We start from the raw sequence: 22555 nt of genomic DNA on the forward strand, positions 1-22555 counted from the left end.
TTTCCTGCGCAGAACTCTGCTGAGCAAACATAAAAACAGAGGCTGACTTTATAAAGTCAGCCTCTGTTTTTATTGTCAAAATTTATCCCCACAAATCTACTGCAACATCTGCCAGCCCCAGCGCAAGCAATTTCTCTTTGGAAGGCTTTCCGGTCTCTTTATCCCAACCACGTGCTTCGTAATATGTTTCAAGAATGGCGAGCATATCAGGGACAAACCCCATGGTACCGCCTTCTGTATGCGGCTCCAGCAAAGCCTTGGGCAATTTATCATTTGCGCGGGTCAGCCCCATGCGATTATTGATGGCACGCTTGATATTCCAGCCGCGTTCTCCGGAGCGCATCATATCGTCGAGAGTCCATTCGAGGCCGCAGGCCGCATTGATCAAGTCCACTTGCATTTGCGGATCAACATTAGCAAAGATGCACATGATCGCTGAATTGAAGAATGTACGCCAATCCTGATGCTTCGCAACATTTGCAGATTTCTCCGCCTGCGCCTGACGTTCAAAATAGGTAATGCCGATCTTTTCATACGTGTGACCAAAATCCACGAAAAAATAATCAGACTGATTATGACAAGCCCCGCGTGGACTGGTTGCATAGGAAAGCGCCATACCAGAAACTCCGCGCGGATCATGGTATGCAACTTCAAGTCCATTCACCTGCACGGCTTCATCTTCAGCATCAAACGCTGCGCCAAACTGACGTGAGCCGCGTGACAATAAATCACCGATCCCCTCACGGCGCGCGATCATGTGAATCAATTGTCGCACCGCCATGAAACTTCCCCAGGTCAACTCAATGCCGCCAGTGTCCTGTTTTGTCACTTTGCCCATTTCATACAAATGAAAGGCCAGCCCGATCGTGTTGGCTGTGCTAATGGTGTCCATGCCATATTTATCGCATAATTCACCAAGGCGCACAACCTCTTCCAGATTGTCAATTAATAAATTTGGACCAAAGCCAACAATCGTTTCGTATTCAGGCCCCTTGCGCTTGTTGCCATCGCCAAGATTCACTACCCGTCCACAGGCGATCACACATCCCTGACACGCGCTGCTGCCAGTCAAAATACTTTCAGTCATCTTCGAACCGGAAATATTATCCACACCGGCAAACGAACCCTGATGATAATATTTTGCAGGCATCGAACCTAAATACTCGGCGTAATTTGCCACGCCTGCCGTGCCCACCTCGTGAATGATCTTGGCTTCGTTGTCCTGTTTGAGTGTACGATTGGCTTCAGAGCGCAGCGCAGAATAGCGTTCCATATCTTCAACCACGATCTTATTTTTTCCATAGACCGCAATCGCCTTGAGATTCTTCGAACCCATCACTGCGCCAAGTCCGGTTCGTCCCGCCATGCGACCATGGTCGCAACAAATGGATGAATACAAAACGCCTCGTTCTCCGGCTTCGCCAATTACTGCGACATGCGCCCCCTTGATCCCGACTTCCGCTTTGACAACTTCCTGCGTCTCATACACATCCTTCCCCCAAACATGCGCAGCGCTCTTTAATCTCAAGCCTGCCTTCTTCAATCCAAATATATACCGGGCTGGAAGATTTTCCTGTGATCCACAAACCGTCATAACCAGCCTTGCGCAGTTCTGGTCCCCAAAAGCCGCCAATGCCAGATTCCGCCCACAAATTTGTAGCGGGACTTTTCCCGCAGATCACAAAGCGTCCAGTCGTTGGACCAGATGTTCCGCTCAATGGGCCGTTGATAAACAATAAAGGTGACTCAGAAGAAAGCGGATTAAGTTCCTTCGTTAAATACGGATAAAGAATCCGCGCCGCGAGAGAAGCACCACCAAGAAAATCGCGTTCCCATTCTCTGGGAATGACAAACTCTTCGGATATTCCAGTTGTAAGATTAATTTTAAGAATGGGCAGCATACACGGTCAACTACACGATCTCTTCTGTCGCATCATTCGCCACGCGGACAAAGTCCAGCACGGTCGGCACATTACGCATCATATAGCCCATATTGCCTTGTACCTTGAGCTTCATCGTCATCATCGCAGTCATGGGACGATTTTGCCAGTGAGAACACTGAGTGATATTGTTATAGGATGCGGACAATGAAAAACTGGCTTGGGTAGGCAGATGCATCAGGCTTATAGACTGCCTTTCGGCACTTCCCATGCCACAGGTCCAGATAGAACGTGAGCTCCTCTTTTAAATTTCCTTCAGGCTCGATCTTAAAGAACAAATCCCCTTCCCAGTTCTTCGCAATCTCACTATATTTTTCATCGGAGTTAAGTTTTGCTTCGAGCCCCTGTAACCATTCTTCGCTTGGGAAGATCGCTGTCATAGTATTTGCCTCCAGAAATAGATATTATGCAATTGTACCATTATGGATTATATATAAAAATCCTTGCACAAATAAAAAAATAGTCTATGCTTAACGCCGGAAGATGAATTCATCCTTGTGCAATTTTAAAATTGCCAATATTTTATTTCTCTTGGAGGAGAAAATGAAGAAACTGTTCACCCTCGCCAGCCTGCTCGTGTTGGCATCTCTCGTACTTTCCGCTTGTGGTGGAAGCGGCCCAAAAGCAGACAACGTTCTTGATGATATTAAGAACCGTGGATATATTTTGATCTCAACCGATCCAAATTACGCTCCGCAGTCATTCCTTGACACCACTGCTTCCCGCCCTTCTGATACCAAATGCCCTTCTGATGCCTTGACCACGACCGAAATGCAAGGCTTCGATGTGGATGTTGCCAAAGCCATTGGTGATGCGCTCGAAGTGGAAACCTGTTTCGCCACCCCAGGTTGGGATCTCCTCACTGCCGGTAACTGGGCTGACAAATGGGACATGAGTGTTGGTTCCATGACCATCACCACCACCCGTCAGCAGGTGCTCGATTTCAGCGTGCCTTACTACTACACTCCCGCAGTTGTAGCCGTAGCCGCCGACTCTGAGTTCACCACTGTTGAATCCCTCGCTGGTCAGGCTTTGTGCGCCGGTGTTTCAACCACCTACGAATCATGGTTGAACAACGATATCGCCGCTCTCGGTTTACCCGAATCTTCCATCTACGCCAAAGTTCCCGAAGGTGTCACAGTTGTTCCGCTTGAGAGCGATCAGGAATGTGCTCAGTCCATCGCCGCTGGCCGCACCGACTTCGTTGGTTATGTAACTTCCGGAACCGTCGTAGACGCCAACCTCGCCGCTGGTTTACCCGTCCGCAAAATTGAAGGCGCTGTGTACTCTGAAGACCTCGCCGCCGCTTTCGACAAGGCTTCCACACTCGATACAACCTCCCTGCGCGCCAAAGTGGACGAAATCTTCACAGCCATGCACGCAGACGGCACACTCTCTGCCCTCTCCATCAAATGGCTTGATGGACAAGACCTGACACAGGCTCCTAAATAAATTTTTTGTGCAATAAAAGGGAAGCGGCTTAAGCCGCTTCCCTTATTTTTTATTTTCAGGGAGATCGGCATGAATATCTTTTCCAAAGCACAAGATGCACCCAAGTCACAAGCCGAATTGATCTACGAATTACAGGCACGCAAAGAGCGCCATTTCCGCGCTAATGTAGGGCTTTCCTGGTTTATTCTCCTTTTTATTCTTGTTTTTACATTCAGTGGTCAGGAAATTACCATTGGCTCAACAACTTTCAGCGGAATCAAAGTTGACACTGAATTCATCAGGAACAACCTGACATTTATCGCTGGCGGCTTGGGAGAGACCATCAGAATCTCGATCATGTCCATTGTGTTGGCAATGATCCTCGCCCTGCTGGCTGCTCTCGGACGGCTTTCCACCTTCCCTCCGATTTATGCGCTTAGCACTTTTTACGTCTCACTTATCCGTGGGACTCCCCTTTATTTACAGATATTCTTTTTCTTCCTCGCACTTCCTCAGTTGGGTATTATTTTGCCCGGCATCATCGCGGGCGTATTGGCCCTGGGACTTAATTACGGTGCATATATGTCGGAGATTTTCCGCGCGGGGTTAAGTTCCGTGGGCAAAGGTCAACGCGAAGCGGCCATTGCGCTTGGCATGACCCCCACACAAACCATGCGCCGTGTTATTCTCCCGCAGGCACTACGCTTCGCCATTCCTCCCGTCGGCAATGAATTTATCGCCATGACCAAAGACTCCGCGCTGGTTTCCGCCACAGGCTTCGTGCATGAATTAATGTGGCGTTCCACAAAAGTAGGTCGCGCACAATTCCACAACCTTGAGGCGCTGATCATGGCAGCCATGTTCTACTGGGGATTGACCCTGATCCTCACTTACGTCCAAAGCATCATCGAAAAACGCCTCGCCAAAGGAGATCGATAACATGGTTCCGATCGTAAAGATTTCCAACCTTGATAAATATTTTGGCCGCCTGCACGTATTAAAAAATATCAGCCTTGAGGTTCCACCCAGGCAAGTAGTCTGTTTGATCGGGCGCAGCGGCTCAGGCAAAAGCACCCTGTTGCGCTGTATTAATTTTCTCGAAGAACCATCCCGTGGCAGCATTGAAGTGGACGGCATCCATGTCAGCGGCGGTGAAAAGGGTAAGGAACATCGCCGGCTCATTCATGAAGTCCGCCTGAAAACAGGCATGGTGTTTCAGGAATTTAATTTATTTCCGCATATGACCGTGCTTGAAAATGTAATCGAAGGCCCCGTCATCGTAAAAGGCATGGACAAAGCCAAAGCGATTGAAATCGCAAAAATGAACCTTGACCGTGTGGATATGCTCTGGAAAAAAGATGAATATCCCATGCGCCTTTCGGGCGGACAAAAGCAGCGGGTTGCCATTGCCCGCGCGCTCACGATGGAACCCAAGGTCATGCTTTTTGATGAACCTACATCAGCCCTTGACCCTGAGCTGATCGGCGAAGTACTCAACGTAATGAAAAAGGTCGCCCAGGAAGGTATGACCATGATCGTGGTGACCCATGAAATGGGCTTCGCCCGCGAAGTGGCAGACCGTGTCCTTGTGATGGGAGAAGGTGAATTGATCGAAGATGCCAAGCCAAGCGACCTGTTCACCAACCCCAAAGATCCGCGCACCAAAGCCCTCATCGACCGCTATCGCTCCGAGGAACAATAAATGACCGTTGCAATTACACGTGAAGTGAGTTCCCGTTTCAGTGAATGTGAACTGACTCATATTGACCGCACACCAATTGATGTGAATGTTGCGCGCGCGCAGCATCATGAATATGTCAACTCACTCGCCGCTCTTGGATGTCAGATCGTGGAATTACCCGCCGAAACAGATTTGCCTGACTCTGTTTTCGTGGAGGATACAGCTTTTATCCTGCCGGAAGTAGCGGTCATCACCCGGCCCGGAGCTGATTCTCGCAAACCGGAAACAGAATCCATCATCCACGCATTATCCCCCTACCGCCCGCTTGTGCATATCTCTGCCCCTGCAACAGTGGATGGTGGCGACGTGCTTGTGCTTGGAAAGAACATCTATGTCGGCTTATCCACCCGCAGCACTGCATCCGCACTGGAACAATTACAAAACCTGCTGGACAATTATGGGTACACCATCATTGGCGCAGAAATGCAGGATTGCCTGCACCTAAAAACAGCCGTGACCCGTGTGGACGACAAGACCCTGCTCATCAACAAAAACTGGGTTGCACCGTCCTACTTCAAAGGCTATGAACTGATCGAAGTAGACCCCGCGGAACCCTTTGCTGCCAACTGCCTGCCGGTCGGCGACGGTATCATCTACCCAACAACCTTCCCGAAAACAAAGCAAAGACTGGAAGAAAAAGGCTTCAAGGTATCAACTGTCAACGTAGATGAATTGGCAAAAGCCGAAGGGGCGGTCACCTGTTGCAGTTTGATCATATAATGAATTGATTATCGCTTAAAATCTCCGTCTATATTCGGCGGAGATTTTTTTCATGTCCAAACACAAAGCAAGTCAGACAAACCAAATAAAGGCAAAACAAACATTGATCTGGTTTAATCGGTTAATAAAGGTACAGAAATGAAACCCAAAAATAAACACGGGTTTGCGTCAAGCAACCAAAAGGATGGGTGGCTTAAAAAATACAGGCAAAAAGAAAAAATAATCAAGCGCTCGGGCAGCGCGATGCCCTTCTAAATGCGATTGCCCAGTCAGCTCAAAAACTCCTCAGCGCACAAGATTGGCGGACGGAGATTAATGATCTGTTATGTCTGCTGGGAAAGGCCACCCAAGCCAGCCACGTATATATCTTTGAAAACCATCTGGACGAAAACAAAAAGTTGGTCACCAGCCAAAAATATGAATGGGTCGGCGAAGGTCAAAATATAGAGATTGCCAATCAGGAATTTCAGAATGTCCCACTGCAGGAAGACGGCGCATCCAATTGGTATGCAACAATTAGCGCAGGAAAACCCTTCTACAACACAACAAAGCTTTTCGCATCAGAGTGGAAAAATTCCAAAAGCCGCAGTGAGATAAAAACCCTGCTGGATGTACCGATCTTCGTAAATAATACATGGTGGGGTGTGATCGGATTTGATGATTGCAAACGTGAAATGGCCTGGTCACAGGCAGATATTGACGCCATGCAAGCTGCGGCTGGAATGCTGGGCGCGGCCATTAAACGCCAGCAATCTGACGCTGCCCTGCGAATTTCTGAAGAAAAATTCCACACCACGTTTCACCACACCTTTATCCCAATGGTGATCGGCCGTATCTCAGATAAAGTGATTCTGGATGTTAACGAAGCCTTCTCCAACGAGATGGGCTACACAAGAGAAGAAGTCATCAACCACAGCGCAGATGAATTGAGATTGTGGGTAAATGCCGAGGAACACATACAGCACAGCCGGTTGCGGCAAAAACAGGGCTACACCCGTGAGTTCAAAGCAAAATTCAGAAAGCAGTCCGGTGAGACCGGAGTGATGCTTGTCTCAACCGCTCCGTTAACTGTTAATGAAGAAGCCTGTGTGTTGTACACACTCTATAACATTACAAAGATCGAAGATCTATTAAGTGAATTACGCGATAAAAATAATGAACTGGAAAGATTTACCTACACGGTTTCCCACGACCTGAAAGCTCCCCTCATCACAATCGGCGGCTTTGTTGGCTATCTTGAAAAGGATATTCTGGCAGGCAACGCAGAAAAAGCCAGACAGGACGTTCAACGCGTCATGGACGCAGTGTACAAGATGCAGACGCTGCTTAACGAATTACTTGAATTATCCAGGCTCGGCAGAGTTGTAAATAAAAAAGAGAATGTCAACATCGGCGAGATCGCGGAGGAAGCCGTTCGGTTGCTGCAAGGCCGATTAATATCAAGTAATGTGAAAGTAAAGATAGAAAAGGACTTGCCATTTATTCAGGGAGACCACGCCCGCCTGCTGCAAGTCGTTCAAAACCTTATTGATAACTCAGCAAAATTCATGGGAGATCAACCAAACCCGCTGATCGAAATTGGAATAAAAACTCGTGATCCTCATCCTGTATTTTATATCCGCGATAATGGAATGGGCATAAACGAAGAATATCATGACCGTATATTTGGGTTGTTTGACAAACTAAACGCCAAAACTGACGGCACAGGGATCGGCCTGGCACTGGTAAAGCGGATCATCGAACTGCATAACGGAAAAATTTGGGTTGAATCTGACGGGAAGAACAAAGGCAGTACGTTTCTCTTCACCCTGTCAGATGCAGCCCGGCATTAAAAAACAAACTCCCTTTCGGGAGTTTGAGTGCGCTGGAGAGGACTTGAACCTCCACGCCTTACGGCACACGCACCTCAAGCGTGCCTGTCTGCCAATTCCAGCACCAGCGCTAGAGCAGGTCGTATTATAATCGGCTTGCTTTTCTTGTCAAGCACAAATTCATAGGAGAACTGTTATGGTCCGAATCGTTGTAGACGCAATGGGAAGTGATGATTTCCCAAAGCCGGATGTGGAAGGCGCAGTAATGGCGGCGCGCGAATATGGTGTGGAGATTATTCTGGTTGGTGACGAATCAATTATCAAACCGGTATTGAATGCACAAAATACAAGCGGGCTTTCGATCCGCATCGTCAACGCACCTGAAACCTTGACGATGGAAGACAAAGGCGAGAACCTTGTTCTGAAGGCGCGCAACAAGGACGCAAAGAATTCCATGGCCGTCGGCATTGACTTAGTCAAGAGCGGCGAAGCAGATGCATTTGTCAGCGCAGGCAACACAGGCGCGGGCATGGTTACTGCATTATTCCGCCTGGGCCGCATCCGTGGCGTGGATCGCCCTGCGCTCGCCCCGATCTTCCCCACAGCCACAGGCACATGCGTGGTGCTGGATATTGGCGCCAACCCTGATTGCAAACCGGAAAATCTTTTGCAATTCGGAATTTTAGGGAGTATCTACGCCGAGAAAGTACGCGGTGTAAAGAATCCAAAAGTAGGATTGGTATCAAACGGTGAAGAAGAAGGCAAAGGCAATGAGTTGGTAAAAGGTGCCACGCCATTATTCAAAGCATCCAACTTGAACTACTTTGGCAATGTGGAAGGCAAGGAAGTGATCGGCGGTAAAGTGGATGTCGCTGTAACAGATGGCTTCACAGGCAATGTCATGTTAAAAACATCCGAAGCCGTTGCCAAGTTGATCACCGATAAGATACGTGAGATCATTAAAAACGGAAATATCTTGACCAAGATCGGCGGACTGTTGGTGAAGCCCGCGCTTGGGGCGATCAAGAAACTACTCGACCCCGGTGAACAGGGCGCAGCCCCCATGCTCGGCGTCAATGGACTGGTATTTATCGGTCATGGCCGCTCGGATGCTTTTGCCATGAAAAATGCCGTCCGTGTGGCAAAACATGCTGTGGACGTAAAAGTGTTGGACGCAATGAAATCTGCAATCGAAGAGAGTCTCAAAAAATAAAATGAAAATCATCAAAAACGAAAAATTGATCGAACGGAATGGAAAGATCGGCCAATGGACAAGCCTTGCCGCATTAGTGGTTCTTGGTCTCGGCATGTACATCTCATTTTCAAAGCCTGAATGGTTTACATATTCCGTGATATGTCTGGTGGTCGGCTTTATCATGACCCAGATCGGCATGTACATGGGCAACCGCTGGGGACGTTCTCCCCGCCCCGATGAAAAATTTGACGCCGGGCTCAAAGGTCTGCACAGTGACTTCAATCTGTATCACTATTCTTCTCCTGTTTCGCATCTGTTAATTGGCCCCTCAGGCATATGGGTATTGCTGCCTATCATCAGCGCGGAAAAGTAGCCTTCGAGAAAAATCGCTGGAAACTAAGCGGCGGCGGGGTTATGCCAGCCTACATGCGTATCTTCGGGCAGGAAAGCATTGGCCGCCCGGAAATTGACGCGGAAAACGATGTCCGAACGTTGACAAAATTTTTTGCAAAAACAATGGATGAGAATAGCATCCCAGAAATCAAACCCATTTTGGTTTTCACCAGCGATGAAGTTGAATTGGAAGCAGGCGATTCCCCGATTGCCGCAATGAAATTAAAGCAGCTCAAGGAGTTTCTGCGCCAGGGAGCCAAAAGCCGCGTTCTCACCATGCAACAGATCGCGAAAATTTCAGAACTTTTTGAAACATCCTGATTAGCCGCCCCACAAAGAGAAGATCATAAAAATGGTCTTCTCTTTTTCTGTATATTTTCACTCATCAACACAAACCAATAAAGTTTGCGCGCAAATCAGCCGCATAAATCTTATGGTACACTTGTTCTAATATGACATCCATTGTTTCCATTGACATAGAAACCACAGGCCTCGATGAAAATCGTGAGGCCATTATTGAAGTTGCCGCCGTTAAATTTAATGGCCGCCGCAAAGAAGATGAATTCACCACACTAATCAATCCCGGAAAAGCCATTCCCGATTTCATTACCGGTTTAACCGGCATTGATAATTCAATGGTTCGCAATGCGCCGCGCCTGCGCGACATTGCACACGAGCTAACCGCCTTCGTTGGCGATTTTCCCATCCTTGGTCACAATGTCAAATTCGATATTGGCTTTCTGCGTAAAGCCGGGCTCTTTCAATATAACCAAACGATCGACACCTACGAACTCGCTTCGGTCTTAATGCCAGCCGCCAGCCGTTACAATCTCGGCTCGCTCGGCCAACAGTTAAAGATCCCCCTCCCCGCCACACACCGCGCTTTAGACGACGCCCGCGTCACGCAAGCCTGTTACGTACGCCTGCTCGACATGGCGCGCGAACTTCCGCTTGAGACCTTGCAACAAATTGTTGACCTCGGCAATTTTGTAGATTGGGATGCAGGCTGGGTCTTTGAACAGGCATTTCAACTGCGCACCAAAGATGGGATTCAACCCAAACAGACTCGCAGCGCATCTTCATCCAAACTGACACTTGGTGCGGCGAAAAAAGATTCGCTTCCCCTTGAGAGAAACGAAGACCCAACCGCGCTCGATCCTGAAGAAGCCGCCTCTGTACTTGAATATGGCGGCCCCTTCTCGCAATATTTCGAAGCGTATGAACAGCGTCCGCAGCAAGTGGATATGCTCAAAGCGGTAACGAATGCCCTTTCAAACGGGAACCATTTACTGGTCGAGGCGGGAACCGGTGTTGGTAAATCGTTCGCGTATCTGGTTCCGGCGGCCATGTTTGCAGTGCAGAATAATACTCGCGTCGTCATCTCCACCAACACGATCAACCTGCAAGATCAACTCATCAAAAAAGATATTCCCGATCTGCAAGCCGCGCTTAACCTTGATGTGCGTGCTTCAGTATTAAAAGGCCGCTCAAATTATCTTTGCCCGCGCAAAGTGGATTACATGCGCTCACACGGCCCAACGAATGCAAATGAAATGCGCGTACTGGCAAAAATTATTGTATGGAGCATAGATAATCACAGCGGCGACCGCAATGAACTAAATCTCACCGGCCCAAGTGAACGCGAAGTATGGGGCCGCCTTTCTGCTGAAGACGACAACTGCGACACCGAAACCTGCCTCGGGCGTATGGGCGGCTCATGCCCATTTTTTCGCGCAAAACAAGCCGCGCAAACTTCTCACTTGCTGATCGTAAATCACGCATTGCTGCTCTCAGATGTTTCCACCGGCAGTAAAGTTTTACCTGAATATGATTACCTGATCGTTGACGAAGCCCATCACATGGAATCAGCAGTTACCAGCGCACTATCATTTCGCATGACGCAAAACGATCTGGAACGGATGCTGAAAGAATTAGGCGGATCATCCGCAGGATTGATCGGCAGACTGTTGACCGAAACCAACGAGGCGCTTCGCCCCTCAGACTTTGGCCTGCTCCAGCAAAAAGCGAAGCGAGCCACCGACCAGGCTTTTCGCCTTGAGCAATTATCCAAACAATTTTTTGATGCCGTAAGTGATTTCATTGCCATTCAGCGCGAAGGCCAGCCTTCCAGCAACTACTCATGGCAAATGCGCATCACACCATCTGCACGCACATTGCAAGGCTGGGACGATGTGGAACTGATGTGGAGTCAGGTGGGCGAGACGATGGGTCTGCTCCTGAAAACACTCGATGAAATTTACAAAGCGCTCGGCGAAATTTATTCCAATGGACATGAAAACGTGCAGGATGTGATGGGCAACCTGAGCAATCTAATGCGCCGCATGACCGAATCAGAAGCTGCAGCCTCCGGCATGATGCACAAGCCTTCCAACGAACTGATCTATTGGGTTGAAGTAAACCCACGCGGTGAAAGACTTTCTCTTAACGCAGCCCCCTTGCGCGCCGGGCCGCTCGTCCAAAAACATTTATGGCACGAAAAAGCCTGTGTCATTATGGCGTCAGCTACACTGACCACACATGGCGAATTCCGCTATGTGCGTAACACGCTGGCCGCTGAAGAAGTGGACACCTTATCGCTTGGCTCGCCATTCGACTATGAATCAAGCACCTTGCTTTATGTGGCAAATGATATTCCAGAACCTAATGCAAACGGCTATCAACAGGTCCTTGAACGTACGATTATCTCCACGGCCAAAGCCACTGGCGGACGTATGCTTGTGCTTTTCACATCCTATGCGGCGCTCAAGAAAACTGCGCAAACCATTACAGGTCCGCTGGCGCGCGAGGATATTTATGTCTTCGAGCAGGGCGAAGGCGCATCACCAAACGCACTGCTTGAATCTTTCAAATCCACAGAACGCGCTGTGCTGCTTGGAACCCGCTCTTTCTGGGAAGGCGTGGATGTGCCCGGCGACTCACTTTCTGTCGTTGTCATCACCAAACTCCCCTTTGACGTTCCCTCTGACCCGATCATCTCGGCTCGCTCTGAACTGTATGAGGATTCCTTCAATGAGTATTATCTCCCCGAATCCATTTTGAAATTCCGCCAGGGATTTGGCCGCCTGATCCGCACTGCCTCAGACCGGGGTGTTGTTGCAATTTTAGATAAACGCGTGCTGACAAAACAATACGGGAAATTATTTCTTGAATCCCTGCCGCAATGCACAGCGCGTCAGGGTGCATCCACCGGATTGGCAAAGATGGCAAGTGACTGGCTGGGGACATAAACCTCAAGTTGCCTTTAAACAGGCATGTTGTATATATACTTCTGCTGTTTAAAGTTTAAGAAGTTAATCCATAAAGAGATACGAATTTCAAAAAGAAATTCGTACCTCTTTATAAAAAAAGTTAATTCAGATTTTAATAAATCCGTCTGGGAGATTTTCGTCAAACACAGAAATTAATCGGATTTCAATTTTCGAAGGATGGTGGATAGATCATCCAAAGAAAGAAACGCATCAACAATTTTGGGGTCAAAATGCGAACCGGACAATTCGTATATACTCTTCTTCACTTCCGCAGGTAAAATTCCTTTACGGTAGGGGCGGTCAGATACCAGCGCATCCCACACATCAACCACTGAAAAAATTCTGGCAGCGAAGGGAATTTCCTCGCCTTTCAGTCCGCGCGGATAGCCTGAGCCGTCCCATTTTTCATGATGACAATAAGGAATATCAAGCGCAGGATGCAGAAATTTGATCGGCTTCAACATTTCAAACGCATAAATCGGATGTTGCTGGACAAGTTCTCGCTCCTCTTCTGTCAGCCCGCTCGGCTTTAACAAAATACCATCAGGAATCGCCATCTTTCCAATATCATGTAATAAAGCGCCCCTTGTAATATGCACCATCGCCTCATCATCCACGCCCATGGATCTTGCCAACCGCTCCGTCAACACGGTGACCCTTTTGGTGTGTCCCTCAGTTTCCTTGTCACGCAGATCAAGTGCGCGCACCCAGCCTTCAAGTGTGGCGCTATAAGCGATCTCCAACTCGGCATTGCTGGCTTGAAGATCATCGAATAATCGCGCATTATCAATTGCAACTGCAGCCTGATTTGCAAAAGCAGAGATCAGGCTTAAATCATCATCCTGAAAAATTCCGGTATGTACGCGGTTGTCCACATAGATCACACCGATCAACTCATCTTTAAGTTTAAGGGGAACACATAAAATAGAAAGCAAGCGATAGGCCGCCACGCTCAATTGCTCAATAAAGCGTGGATCATCCTGTGCATTTGTAGTTAAAACAGCCTCGCCAGTCTTCACCACCCGCCCTACAATCGTTTTGCTGATCGCAAATGCATCTTCGTTCAAATCCACATGATCGATCCCGCGCGCGATGCGTACCTTCATTTCGCCGTCAAATTCCCGCAGCATCAAAAATCCGCGTTCCGCGCCCATCAAAGCAATCAATGTATCCATAACTTCTTCAAGCACCTGTTTCAATTTCAGCGAAGAGTTAATGGCACTCCCCACACCCACCAACACCCTAACCTGCCTTTGGTGGGTATCAAAATAGTTCGTCGTTCCCTGCTTAATGGAGTTAAGGGAGCTTGATATTTGCGTAAGATCACGCAAAACCAGAGAGGTCTGTCCGTCGTTTGTGCGGGCAAGGTGCGCCATCACACGCATCAACATCTTATTCATCTCCCCAAATTGTTTTTGTATGGACTGCGCGTCTAAAGATTGAGGCATTAAAATACTCCTGAAACAATCACCCTTTACCAGGGAAACCCTATGTTTTTAAAAAACTCGTTTTAAATTGTCGTCTATTTTAATCGGTTACGGGAAAACAGTTAATGCAAATACTCATCCATCTCTAAGTTTTCCCGAAGCCAAAAAAATTAACCTGGTCTATTCTGCTGCATAAAGGCATTTACCCAATTTTTAATTCACAGTATTGAAAAAATCGCATCGTTCAAATAAAAGGAGTGCCGTTTCTCACGAAACAGCACTCCTCATTTTTAATACTAAAGCTTTGGCAGGACAATGGACTGTTGTTTTTGATATTTGCCCTTCTTATCTGCATAGGAAATATCACACTCTTCATCCGCCTCAAAAAACAAGACCTGTGCCAACCCTTCATTTGCATAGATCTTGGCTGGCAAAGGTGTGGTGTTTGATATTTCAAGTGTCACAAATCCCTCCCACTCAGGCTCAAACGGCGTGACATTGACAATGATCCCACAGCGCGCATACGTGGATTTGCCCAAGCAGACCGTCAATACTTTGCGTGGAATGCGAAAGTATTCCACTGTGCGTGCCAGAGCAAAAGAATTCGGCGGGACAACACACACATCCCCTACAAAATCCACCATCGATTTAATATCAAAATTCTTCGGATCAACCGTAGCAGAAAAAACATTGGTGAAAATCTTGAACTCATTTGCTACACGCACATCGTATCCGTATGACGAAACACCGTACGAAATCACCCCTTCCCGTACCTGATTCTCAACAAAAGGTTCGATCATTTTATGCTCATGTGCCATCTTACGAATCCAGTGGTCGGGTTTTAATCCCATCTTATTCTCCTTATTTTTGTCGGAAGACCGACAAACCATGAAAGTAGGTATTCTTCAACATTACCATGATTTTATAACAAAACTGCAAATACGCAATCACAGCTTATTGATATAATCATTCTGCTTAATATAATGGTTAAGCACTAATTCACGAAGAGGAGACAATAAATGAAGAAGTTTTTTGGGTTTTTAGGTAACGAGGTCATACTTGGCACCATGATCGCGTTGTTGAGCGTATTTACCGCTCTCGCCAGCTACCAGGGCGCCATGGCAGATTCTGAACAAAACAAATATGAAATAATGGGCATGAAAGACCTGAACGATGGCAACGTCTTCTATCTTGAAGCAAATCAGAACTGGCTGCAAGACGACAACAACTACGACAACTGGTATACCAATCAGGATACCAACCCGAAGTTGCCGCATATTACGAAGGCAACTTCAGCGATGCTTGATCACCGCTCTTGAACAAGATACATATCCTGATCAGTATGAAGAAGAACTATACGCAGACGCCAACGCATACTTCGATCATCTGAAAATGCCTTCAATCTGGCGGGGCAGTATGACGAACGCGGCGATCAACTCCAACTCGTCATGCTTATCATGGCACTCGGACTGGCCTTATCCGCGTGGGCATCTTTACTCAGTGCCGATAGCAACATGCGCCTCGCGTTTTCCCTCTTCGGAATCATCGCATTTGCTGCAGCGCTTTTCATCTACATTTTCCAGGTTCCTGCTGTCATCGTGTAATACAAGATAACCAAATAAAACAGACTCGTCTTTCATCGACGAGTCTGTTTTATTTTTAAAAACTTCCAAACTCCAAACAGTGCAGGTATAATGCCTGCATGGCAAACAAAACGTACCGACAAAACCTCAATGAATGGCGCGCCGAACGCGACCTGGGCATTCGTAAAGAAAATGGATGGCTTGCACTGGTCGGCTTGTTCTGGTTAAAACTTGGAAAAAATTATTTTGGCTCAGACCCAAAATGTGAAATCCAATTGCCTGAACGACTGCCCGCCAACATTGGCTATTTGGAGTACAACGGAAAATCGGTTTCATTGCGCACAAATACCGGGCAAAAAGTCAACGTAAACGATAAGAGCGTTGATTTTGCCATTCTCCAACCCGATATTTCTGACAACCCCAGCTTCATTAGCATGGACGATGTGCGGCTGGTTATCATTCAACGCGGCAACCGGATTGGCGTCCGCATGTGGGATAACCAACGCGAAGAGAGACGGACCTTCCCCACCCGCACCTGGTTCGACATCGATGAAAATTTTCGTGTCCCGGCCACCTACACCGCCTATGACCGCCCTAAAATGGCTTATTTCCCCGACCTGACAGGTGAGAAATCCGAATTCCCAGTTGAAGGCTATCTCTCCTTTGAGTTCAACGGAAACCATTATCAATTTGATGTAAATAAGGAAGATGACGGCGAACTCTTCATCCGCTTTTGGGACCAGACCAGCAAGATCGAAACCTATCCTACAGGCCGCTATCTGATCGCAGACGAAGAAGATGGCAAGTATTTCATTGATTTCAACAAAGCCTATTCACCACCCTGCTCCTTCACCAATTTCGCCACCTGCGTTTTCGCCCCGGAACAAAATCACCTCGATTTTAGGGTGACGGCCGGAGAAACGTACACAAAGCATTAAACAAAAAGAGCCGCTCTTGATCAGACGGCTCTTTTTTGTTGCTTCTCTTGCAGCTAAAACATTTTGAATAAAATTTCAGGAACCCAAAACCTGCCAAATCCCATAAACCCAAGCACAACCGAAACAGACAGGATCAATACCCCAACCGCAATCAGAACCCGATCCCGATTTTGATAGGTCAACACATCCAACCATGTGCGCGGACCAACGCCAAAGGCGCGCAAATCCATCGCGTCAATAATATCTTCACTGCTGATAATCGCATGAATGGTCACCGGCACAAAAATGGGACCCAGCTTCCGCACCTGCTGAATGAGGCCGCCGCTGATCTTTTCGAGTTCATAGCCGCGTGCGCGCTGCGCATCCATCGTTAATTGAAAATCACGGCCAAAGGTTGGCACAAAGCGCATGGTCAAATCCATGGCGTAGGCGAATTTATCAGAAAGCCCCAATCCTTTAAATGTAATGCCGTATAACGCGGGATTTAATGAATACGGGATCACAATGGTCATCACCGCGATACTGGAAGCACGCACCGCCTGACTCACTGCATAAAACACACGCTCGGCTGTGACTTTCAAAACTGGAGTCCATCCCAGAATGGAAAATGACGCCCTGAACTCACGGATCAGATGCTCTTGTGTATACACTTCAGCCCCGCCCCGGCCTGTAAGGAATGTAACAAAGGCAAAAAATAAAACAAAGCCAACAATAAATAAAAATGCGCGGCGCATCTCATGCCACTTCACACCAGATGTGAACAAGACGAACATCGCGATCACAAAGAACGGAAGCAAAAAGCGCACATCCCAAAACGTGAGTGTGGCAAAAAGATTGCAGATATAGAAAATGACCCAAGCTCGCGGGTCAAACGATTGGATAAATGAATTTTCACGTTTTCGATAACGCCAGGCAACTAACATAAGAGGACACCAGTGGAATGCATGAAGAAAAAAATCAGAAGTCAGTAAGCAGTGACTAAAATTAGTCACTGCTTACTGTTTGATGAGAAACTAACGACCAGATTGTGCGCGTGTGGACGTATACGCAACAACAAGCATCGGAACGAGAATTGCCGCAAAGATCAAGTTCGGGCCAGCCGCAGGAAGGAACTGACCAACGATCGTAACCGGCAGAGTGAAGCCATTAATGACCATGTCAGAAAGTGAGGCGAAGAGCAGGCCGACGATATTACCCAGCATACCCCATGTTACAGCAGTGGCAATATCTTCATTGTCTCTAAAGAAGTAACGCACACCGAAGACCAGCGCAAAACCAATGAGAATTGCAAGGCCGGCGAAGATCGAGATCTGCGCATCACCATACACGCCTTCATTGTCATTGTAGTAGAGCATATTCGCCTGACCACGGTTCATGAAGAACAATAAAGCGGTAACGACAGCCAATCCGCCGCTGACATAAAGCACGGTGTCCATGCTCTTCTTCTTATCGGAGAATAACATCCACATGCCAGAGACGAAGCCGATCAAGCCGTTGCCAATGCTCCATTGCGGAGAAAGACCAAAGCCGGTCAGCGCATCACCGAACATGTTGCCAACTGCGCCGGTGAAGAAACCAACGACAGGGCCGAAAGCGAAGCCGAAGAACATCGGGATCGCGATCGCAGGGCGAAGTGAAACCTGGCTCAAAGAAGGCACAACGAAAACGGTACCGTTGAACAACCAGGAAAATACAGCGTACAACGCCGCACCGATCGCCATCCACACCACTTCACGTGTTCCAACTTCCCAGGCCTTGTTGGCTTTGGTCGCAAAATATACGCCAAAAGCAAGGGCAATGCCGATCACAACAAAGGCAAAGCGGGCAACAACACTGCCCTGATCCACTGAGAAATTCAATGCGGCGCCTTCAGCAGGCTCCTGTGCACCAAGCACAAACATGACTACTGCAAACAGGGCGAGTACTGCAACTAATGAAATTAATACATTGGTAAATTTCTTATCCATCTTACATTCTCCTTCTTTTATTTTTAATGTGGAGTGCAGGAGCTTACGCCTGCAAGTGCAACGGCAAGCCGTTCTACTCCATAAACTTAAATATGTGCCAACGCCTCGGCTCGCATGAAGCGGCCCGTCGTGCTGAGTCGCTTGAGGTTGAGAGCCAGTAATGAGGTGGGAATGATGCGATTGGCTTTTAGTCGATCAAAGTCGCGCAGCACATCCTGCGGTTTTCCATCTGCAATGAGTCTTCCATCTGAGATCATCAAAACACGATTGGCGTAAATTGCCGCGAGGTCAACATCGTGTGTGATGAACATGATGGCTTCAAAAGCGGGCATTTGCAAAATCGAATCCATGAATTTCATGTAATTCTGATAATCCTGCCCGGCAGTTGGCTCATCCATCACAAGGATTCGGGAACGCATCGCAAGAATGGCCGCAATGCTCACGCGCTTTTGCTGGCCAAATGAAAGCGCCAGCGGAGGGTCTTTCTCTTTTTCAGAAAGGTTCACGATCTTTAGCGCCTCTTTCACCTCCAGTTCAATTTGTTCCTTGCTGTGTTTCATGTTTGTCGGGCCAAATGCGAGTTCTTCACGAACGGTCGGCGCAAACAACATATGGCTCGGACTCTGAAACACATAACCCAACATGGTGGCGATCTCCGCGACACTCGCTTCAGTCGTATCGCGTTCGCCAACAAAAACCCTGCCAGATTTCGGTTTCAACAAACCGATGGCATGTTTTACAAAAGTAGTTTTTCCTGCGCCATTCGGGCCAAGCACCGCGATCACATCACCACGATTAATTTGAAGATTGATGCCATGCAGAATCTCAACTCCGGATTCATACCCGAAAGCGACATTTTCAAACCTGACAAGCGCATCCTGCCCAACCTGTGAGCTGGTCACTCCGGGAAGAATTTTGATCTCCGCTGGAGCAGGATCCAGTTTTGCACGCTCAACAATATCTTCAGCGGGCAGCTTCACTTCGCGATAGTTCACCACTTTTGACAACCCCGCCACATCGCCAAGGTATCGTATTTCGCCATCGCTCATGAACATCACCCGCTCAGGATGGATTCGCAACACATCTTCGACCCGATGCTCCACCATCAAAATGGACAGTCCCTGATCGGCCAGCAAGCGCACCGCATCCAACGTATCCTGCGCAGATGCCGGGTCAAGGCTGGCGAGCGGTTCATCCAACAACACGATCGAAGGACGCATGGCAAGCACACCTGCCAATGCAACTTTTTGTTTTTCACCGCCTGAGAGATTAAAGGTCTCACGGTTTCGCAAATGAGAAATTTTTAGAAAGTTTAAAGCTTCATCCACCCGGGGAAATATCTCTTCGCGCGGCATACCGAGATTCTCAAGCCCAAACGCAACTTCGTTAACGACCTTTGTGCCAAGGATCTGGCGTTCCGGGTCTTGAAGCACAGTGCCGATCTTTTGCGAGATCTGAGAGAGCTTCCAGTCTTTTACTTCTTCACCAAAGACTGTGATCGTTCCGCTCATCTCCCCTTTATACGAACGCGGAATTAACCCATTAATACAACGAACGAGCGTGGTTTTGCCACACCCGCTTGCGCCTGCAATCAATAGAACTTCGCCGGGATTTGCAGTAAATGAAATGTTATGGATCGCCGCCCCCTGACGGTCACGATAACGAAAGGATAAGTTGTCAACTACAAGAGGGAATTGAGTGGATGTCATAGCGCTGATATTATCTATTCGTAAATGAAGCCTGTCAAGTAGGATATTCAAGCAATCTGGAATCAAAAAGTCACCCCGCAAGCGGGGTGACTTTTTGAAATCCTGAAACTAGGTCAAAACTACATACAAGGCGTGAAGTTCGCCCGGAAGACCACCCAACAAGCTCAACACAACATTAAGCCAGAAAGTACCATCGATCTTGCCTTTTTTCATATAAATAGCCAACGGCGGAATAAAAATTGCTGCGATCACTTGCAAAACTTTGTTATCCATTTGACACTCTCCTATTAATGGGTGGGGTTAATTACAACGTCATTATACATGAAGTAATGATAAATAAAGGACTTTACTCCGGTACCACCCTTGGAAAACTTACAAAAAACTCAGTACCCTGTCCCACTTCTGAAAGCACTTTAACCTCTCCCTTAAGGGCATTCACCGCCAGATTATGCACAATGGCAAGTCCCAGCCCGGTGCCGCCAATGGCCCGGCCTGTTGTAAAAAATGGTTCAAACAAACGCGCTTGATCTTCCAACGGAATTCCCTGTCCATAATCTTTCACGATCAGACAATAGTGCCTATCACCTTCAAGACGTATCGTTACATCTACAATTCCACCCGAGCCTTTGGGGTATGCATATCTTTCCGCATTTGTCAGTAAATTGATTATCACCTGTGAAAGGAATCCCCGATAACCCACCCATTTTTTTTGTTCAGCAGTCAGCTTATTGTGAAATTTGACCCGTACCTGACTGCGCTTCAAACTAACGAGAACCAGACCAACAGTCTCTTCAATTGCCTCCACAATATCGAACTGCTCTCTTTCGTCTTTCAACTGACTCACAGAGACCTTCTTGAAATCCTGCACCAAACGATGGGAACGCTCCACATTGCGGCGCACCAACTCAAGCGATTCAGCTATATCTGCCGCGCGCTGTGTAGTCATTTCTTCGGGCACAGCAAGCTCACGCGCCATAATACTCACTGCGGTATTGATAATTCCAAGCGGGGTATTGATCTCATGCGCCACACCGGCAACCATTTGTGTAAGCGCGCGCTGTTTTTCTGCTTCCATCTGAGAAGCGAGAGTCCGCCTGAATAGTGTTTCCTTAAACTCACGGTCATTCGCCGCCCGCATCTGATCACTCAAAACCGAGAAAACCTGCAAAATTTCCTCAGGGTCAGATTTTCGAATAATATCCAACATCATCGAACGATCAATCGCAAGCAGTTCAGTGTCTTCAAGCGTGGTAAAAAAGAAAAATTTCTTAATGTTTCAGAGGCAGATGTGAGTTTTTTTTGTATCATAGGTTCCTTACTTTACAAAACTCACGGAGAACACGTTATTTCTAAAAGTCGTGTCTCCGTGGTTTCATGGCTCCAAGAGAGTGCAGATTCTCCCAATATTTATAGTAAGGATTTTATTACCATCTTTTCTTTACAGCCTTCTTTGCAATAGTGTTGACAGGTTTCACGATAGCCTTTTTTCCGGTCTTTTTTTGCGGTTTCTTCGCAATAGGCTTCACAAGAGCCGCCTTCTTTTCTGCATCCGTGATCTTCTTCCACAAGGTTGAAAAAGCCAGACCGCTCTTAAATGTCAGCTCAAGCAATAAACGCGGCATAATCATATTCGACTCGCCCACATAAACATAATCTGCTGTAGTTTTGGCCTTGACCGTCTTCACCAGTAAATTGCCCATTTCATCCATTGCGAGCTTATGTCCTTCAGGCGTTTGAATCACAGGTTTTAGCGCATCAAGGCGGTCATATAACGGTCTAATGTGCTGCGGATAATCGCTGACAATGGTCTTTTTATCAAAAATAAAACCGGTCACAACCTCGCCCTCCTGCGGACCCGGCTCACCAAACCACCCAATACCTTTCTCCAGAAACGCCTTGCGCGAACTGGAATTGGCAATAATATGATTGGTAGATGATTCAGTCATCAATGCATACCAACTCGTAAACCATTGGCGCACACCGCTTTTCACCAATGTATATAGTTTTTGCTCAGTCAATTCCACTTTTGTGAAATAACCTGAAATATCATAATCATCGATCACCGAGCGCTCAGGCGCAATGCCGGGCTGTCCCGTGCGAATATAGAGCTGCATTGAATGCCCACCCGCTTCTTCACGGATATATTTACACAACTCAAGCCCCGCCTGATCGCTCTCCATCACCACATCAACAAGAGCCACCGCCACGATCGGCTCATCAGAGCCCTGAAGCACTAGTGGACCTTTCAATAATTCAACAGCCTGCGCCTTGCTGCTCGCGGTATATATCTTTAACGGCAAACCATACACAGTCACATCACGCAAAGCAAGTTTCGTTACCGCCAGAACATCCGGCTCATCATCAACAACCAAAATATTCCACGCATTAAAAAACATAGGAGACTCCTGCAGTTTAAAATTATTTTCTACAT

Annotated in this window: 24 protein-coding genes and 1 tRNA gene; 12 read left to right on the top strand and 13 right to left on the bottom strand. The window is 47.6% G+C overall.

Annotated features, from left to right (window positions below; genetic code table 11):
* Positions 1-82: 82 nt before the first annotated feature.
* The 4 genes from IPL71_RS09045 to IPL71_RS09060 are packed head-to-tail and all read right to left on the bottom strand — an operon-like array spanning position 83 to position 2320.
* Positions 83-1528, bottom strand: coding sequence for an aldehyde ferredoxin oxidoreductase family protein (locus tag IPL71_RS09045; protein ID WP_345320878.1), 1446 nt, complete (start codon positions 1526-1528; stop codon positions 83-85).
* The gene (locus IPL71_RS09050; RefSeq protein ID WP_345320880.1) at positions 1482-1901 is read right to left on the bottom strand and encodes an aldehyde ferredoxin oxidoreductase N-terminal domain-containing protein; all 420 of its coding nucleotides are present in this window, start codon (positions 1899-1901) and stop codon (positions 1482-1484) included. The genes IPL71_RS09045 and IPL71_RS09050 overlap by 47 nt, the downstream gene beginning before the upstream one ends.
* A gap of 10 nt (positions 1902-1911) precedes the next feature.
* Positions 1912-2151 carry an SCP2 sterol-binding domain-containing protein gene (locus IPL71_RS09055; RefSeq protein WP_345320882.1) on the bottom strand — a complete coding sequence of 80 codons (240 nt, stop codon included), beginning with the start codon at positions 2149-2151 and terminating at the stop codon, positions 1912-1914.
* Positions 2072-2320, bottom strand: a complete 249-nt coding sequence (locus IPL71_RS09060; RefSeq protein ID WP_345321124.1) for a hypothetical protein — start codon at positions 2318-2320, stop codon at positions 2072-2074. Before IPL71_RS09060 ends, IPL71_RS09055 begins: the two co-directional genes overlap by 80 nt.
* 163 nt (positions 2321-2483) lie before the next feature.
* Between IPL71_RS09060 and IPL71_RS09065 the strand changes: the two genes are divergently transcribed.
* The 5 genes from IPL71_RS09065 to IPL71_RS09085 all read left to right on the top strand — a co-directional run bounded on the left by IPL71_RS09065 (position 2484) and on the right by IPL71_RS09085 (position 7664).
* On the top strand, positions 2484-3392 hold the full coding sequence (locus tag IPL71_RS09065) for a transporter substrate-binding domain-containing protein (protein WP_345320884.1): 909 nt from the start codon (positions 2484-2486) through the stop codon (positions 3390-3392).
* A 69-nt stretch (positions 3393-3461) separates the two neighbouring features.
* Positions 3462-4310: an amino acid ABC transporter permease gene (locus IPL71_RS09070; RefSeq protein ID WP_345320886.1), complete on the top strand. Its 849-nt coding sequence runs from the start codon at positions 3462-3464 to the stop codon at positions 4308-4310.
* 1 nt (position 4311) lies between these two features.
* Positions 4312-5073, top strand: a complete 762-nt coding sequence (locus tag IPL71_RS09075) for an amino acid ABC transporter ATP-binding protein (protein WP_345320889.1) — start codon at positions 4312-4314, stop codon at positions 5071-5073.
* A complete protein-coding gene (locus tag IPL71_RS09080; RefSeq protein WP_345320891.1) occupies positions 5074-5832 on the top strand; it encodes a dimethylarginine dimethylaminohydrolase family protein in 759 nt (252 codons plus the stop codon).
* 329 nt (positions 5833-6161) lie between these two features.
* The gene (locus IPL71_RS09085) at positions 6162-7664 is read left to right on the top strand and encodes an ATP-binding protein (protein ID WP_345321113.1); all 1503 of its coding nucleotides are present in this window, start codon (positions 6162-6164) and stop codon (positions 7662-7664) included.
* A gap of 28 nt (positions 7665-7692) precedes the next feature.
* Here the strand turns inward: IPL71_RS09085 and IPL71_RS09090 are convergent.
* A tRNA-Leu gene (locus IPL71_RS09090) sits at positions 7693-7774 on the bottom strand.
* 65 nt (positions 7775-7839) lie between these two features.
* On the opposite strand from IPL71_RS09090, the gene plsX reads away from it, so the two are divergent.
* From plsX to IPL71_RS09110, 4 genes are all read left to right on the top strand, one after another.
* The gene (gene plsX, locus IPL71_RS09095) at positions 7840-8856 is read left to right on the top strand and encodes a phosphate acyltransferase PlsX (RefSeq protein ID WP_345320893.1); all 1017 of its coding nucleotides are present in this window, start codon (positions 7840-7842) and stop codon (positions 8854-8856) included.
* A 1-nt stretch (position 8857) separates the two neighbouring features.
* Positions 8858-9211 (top strand): hypothetical protein, encoded by a 354-nt coding sequence (locus tag IPL71_RS09100; protein ID WP_345320896.1) that lies wholly within the window; start codon positions 8858-8860, stop codon positions 9209-9211.
* Positions 9175-9552, top strand: a complete 378-nt coding sequence (locus IPL71_RS09105; protein WP_345320898.1) for a hypothetical protein — start codon at positions 9175-9177, stop codon at positions 9550-9552. Before IPL71_RS09100 ends, IPL71_RS09105 begins: the two co-directional genes overlap by 37 nt.
* Before the next feature lie 131 nt (positions 9553-9683).
* The gene (locus IPL71_RS09110; protein ID WP_345320900.1) at positions 9684-12479 is read left to right on the top strand and encodes a helicase C-terminal domain-containing protein; all 2796 of its coding nucleotides are present in this window, start codon (positions 9684-9686) and stop codon (positions 12477-12479) included.
* Between the two features lie 173 nt (positions 12480-12652).
* Here the strand turns inward: IPL71_RS09110 and IPL71_RS09115 are convergent, their stop codons facing one another.
* Both IPL71_RS09115 and dcd read right to left on the bottom strand, forming a co-directional pair.
* Positions 12653-13948, bottom strand: a complete 1296-nt coding sequence (locus IPL71_RS09115; protein WP_345320901.1) for an HD-GYP domain-containing protein — start codon at positions 13946-13948, stop codon at positions 12653-12655.
* Between the two features lie 275 nt (positions 13949-14223).
* On the bottom strand, positions 14224-14778 hold the full coding sequence (gene dcd / locus IPL71_RS09120; RefSeq protein ID WP_345320902.1) for a dCTP deaminase: 555 nt from the start codon (positions 14776-14778) through the stop codon (positions 14224-14226).
* A gap of 168 nt (positions 14779-14946) precedes the next feature.
* On the opposite strand from dcd, the gene IPL71_RS09125 reads away from it, so the two are divergent.
* From IPL71_RS09125 to IPL71_RS09135, 3 genes are all read left to right on the top strand, one after another.
* Positions 14947-15246, top strand: coding sequence for a hypothetical protein (locus IPL71_RS09125; RefSeq protein ID WP_345320903.1), 300 nt, complete (start codon positions 14947-14949; stop codon positions 15244-15246).
* 129 nt (positions 15247-15375) lie between these two features.
* The gene (locus tag IPL71_RS09130; protein ID WP_345320905.1) at positions 15376-15531 is read left to right on the top strand and encodes a hypothetical protein; all 156 of its coding nucleotides are present in this window, start codon (positions 15376-15378) and stop codon (positions 15529-15531) included.
* Between the two features lie 98 nt (positions 15532-15629).
* Positions 15630-16448: a DUF1684 domain-containing protein gene (locus IPL71_RS09135; protein WP_345320907.1), complete on the top strand. Its 819-nt coding sequence runs from the start codon at positions 15630-15632 to the stop codon at positions 16446-16448.
* 53 nt (positions 16449-16501) lie between these two features.
* Here IPL71_RS09135 and IPL71_RS09140 read toward each other — a convergent pair whose 3' ends face one another.
* From IPL71_RS09140 to IPL71_RS09165, 6 genes are all read right to left on the bottom strand, one after another.
* Positions 16502-17371: an energy-coupling factor transporter transmembrane component T family protein gene (locus IPL71_RS09140; protein ID WP_345320909.1), complete on the bottom strand. Its 870-nt coding sequence runs from the start codon at positions 17369-17371 to the stop codon at positions 16502-16504.
* 90 nt (positions 17372-17461) lie between these two features.
* Complete coding sequence (locus IPL71_RS09145; protein WP_345320911.1) at positions 17462-18415, bottom strand: ECF transporter S component; 954 nt, start codon at positions 18413-18415, stop codon at positions 17462-17464.
* An 86-nt stretch (positions 18416-18501) separates the two neighbouring features.
* Positions 18502-20124, bottom strand: a complete 1623-nt coding sequence (locus IPL71_RS09150; protein ID WP_345320913.1) for an ABC transporter ATP-binding protein — start codon at positions 20122-20124, stop codon at positions 18502-18504.
* Positions 20125-20232: 108 nt separating this feature from the next.
* Positions 20233-20397 carry a YqaE/Pmp3 family membrane protein gene (locus IPL71_RS09155; protein ID WP_345320915.1) on the bottom strand — a complete coding sequence of 55 codons (165 nt, stop codon included), beginning with the start codon at positions 20395-20397 and terminating at the stop codon, positions 20233-20235.
* Positions 20398-20470: 73 nt separating this feature from the next.
* Positions 20471-21334 carry a sensor histidine kinase gene (locus IPL71_RS09160; protein WP_345320916.1) on the bottom strand — a complete coding sequence of 288 codons (864 nt, stop codon included), beginning with the start codon at positions 21332-21334 and terminating at the stop codon, positions 20471-20473.
* 214 nt (positions 21335-21548) lie between these two features.
* Entirely contained in the window at positions 21549-22520 is a 972-nt protein-coding gene (locus IPL71_RS09165; protein WP_345320918.1) for a response regulator, read from the bottom strand.
* Positions 22521-22555 lie beyond the last annotated feature (35 nt).

This window comes from Candidatus Villigracilis proximus (assembly GCF_016717045.1).
In the GTDB taxonomy this organism is placed as follows: Bacteria; Chloroflexota; Anaerolineae; order Anaerolineales; family Villigracilaceae; genus Villigracilis; species Villigracilis proximus.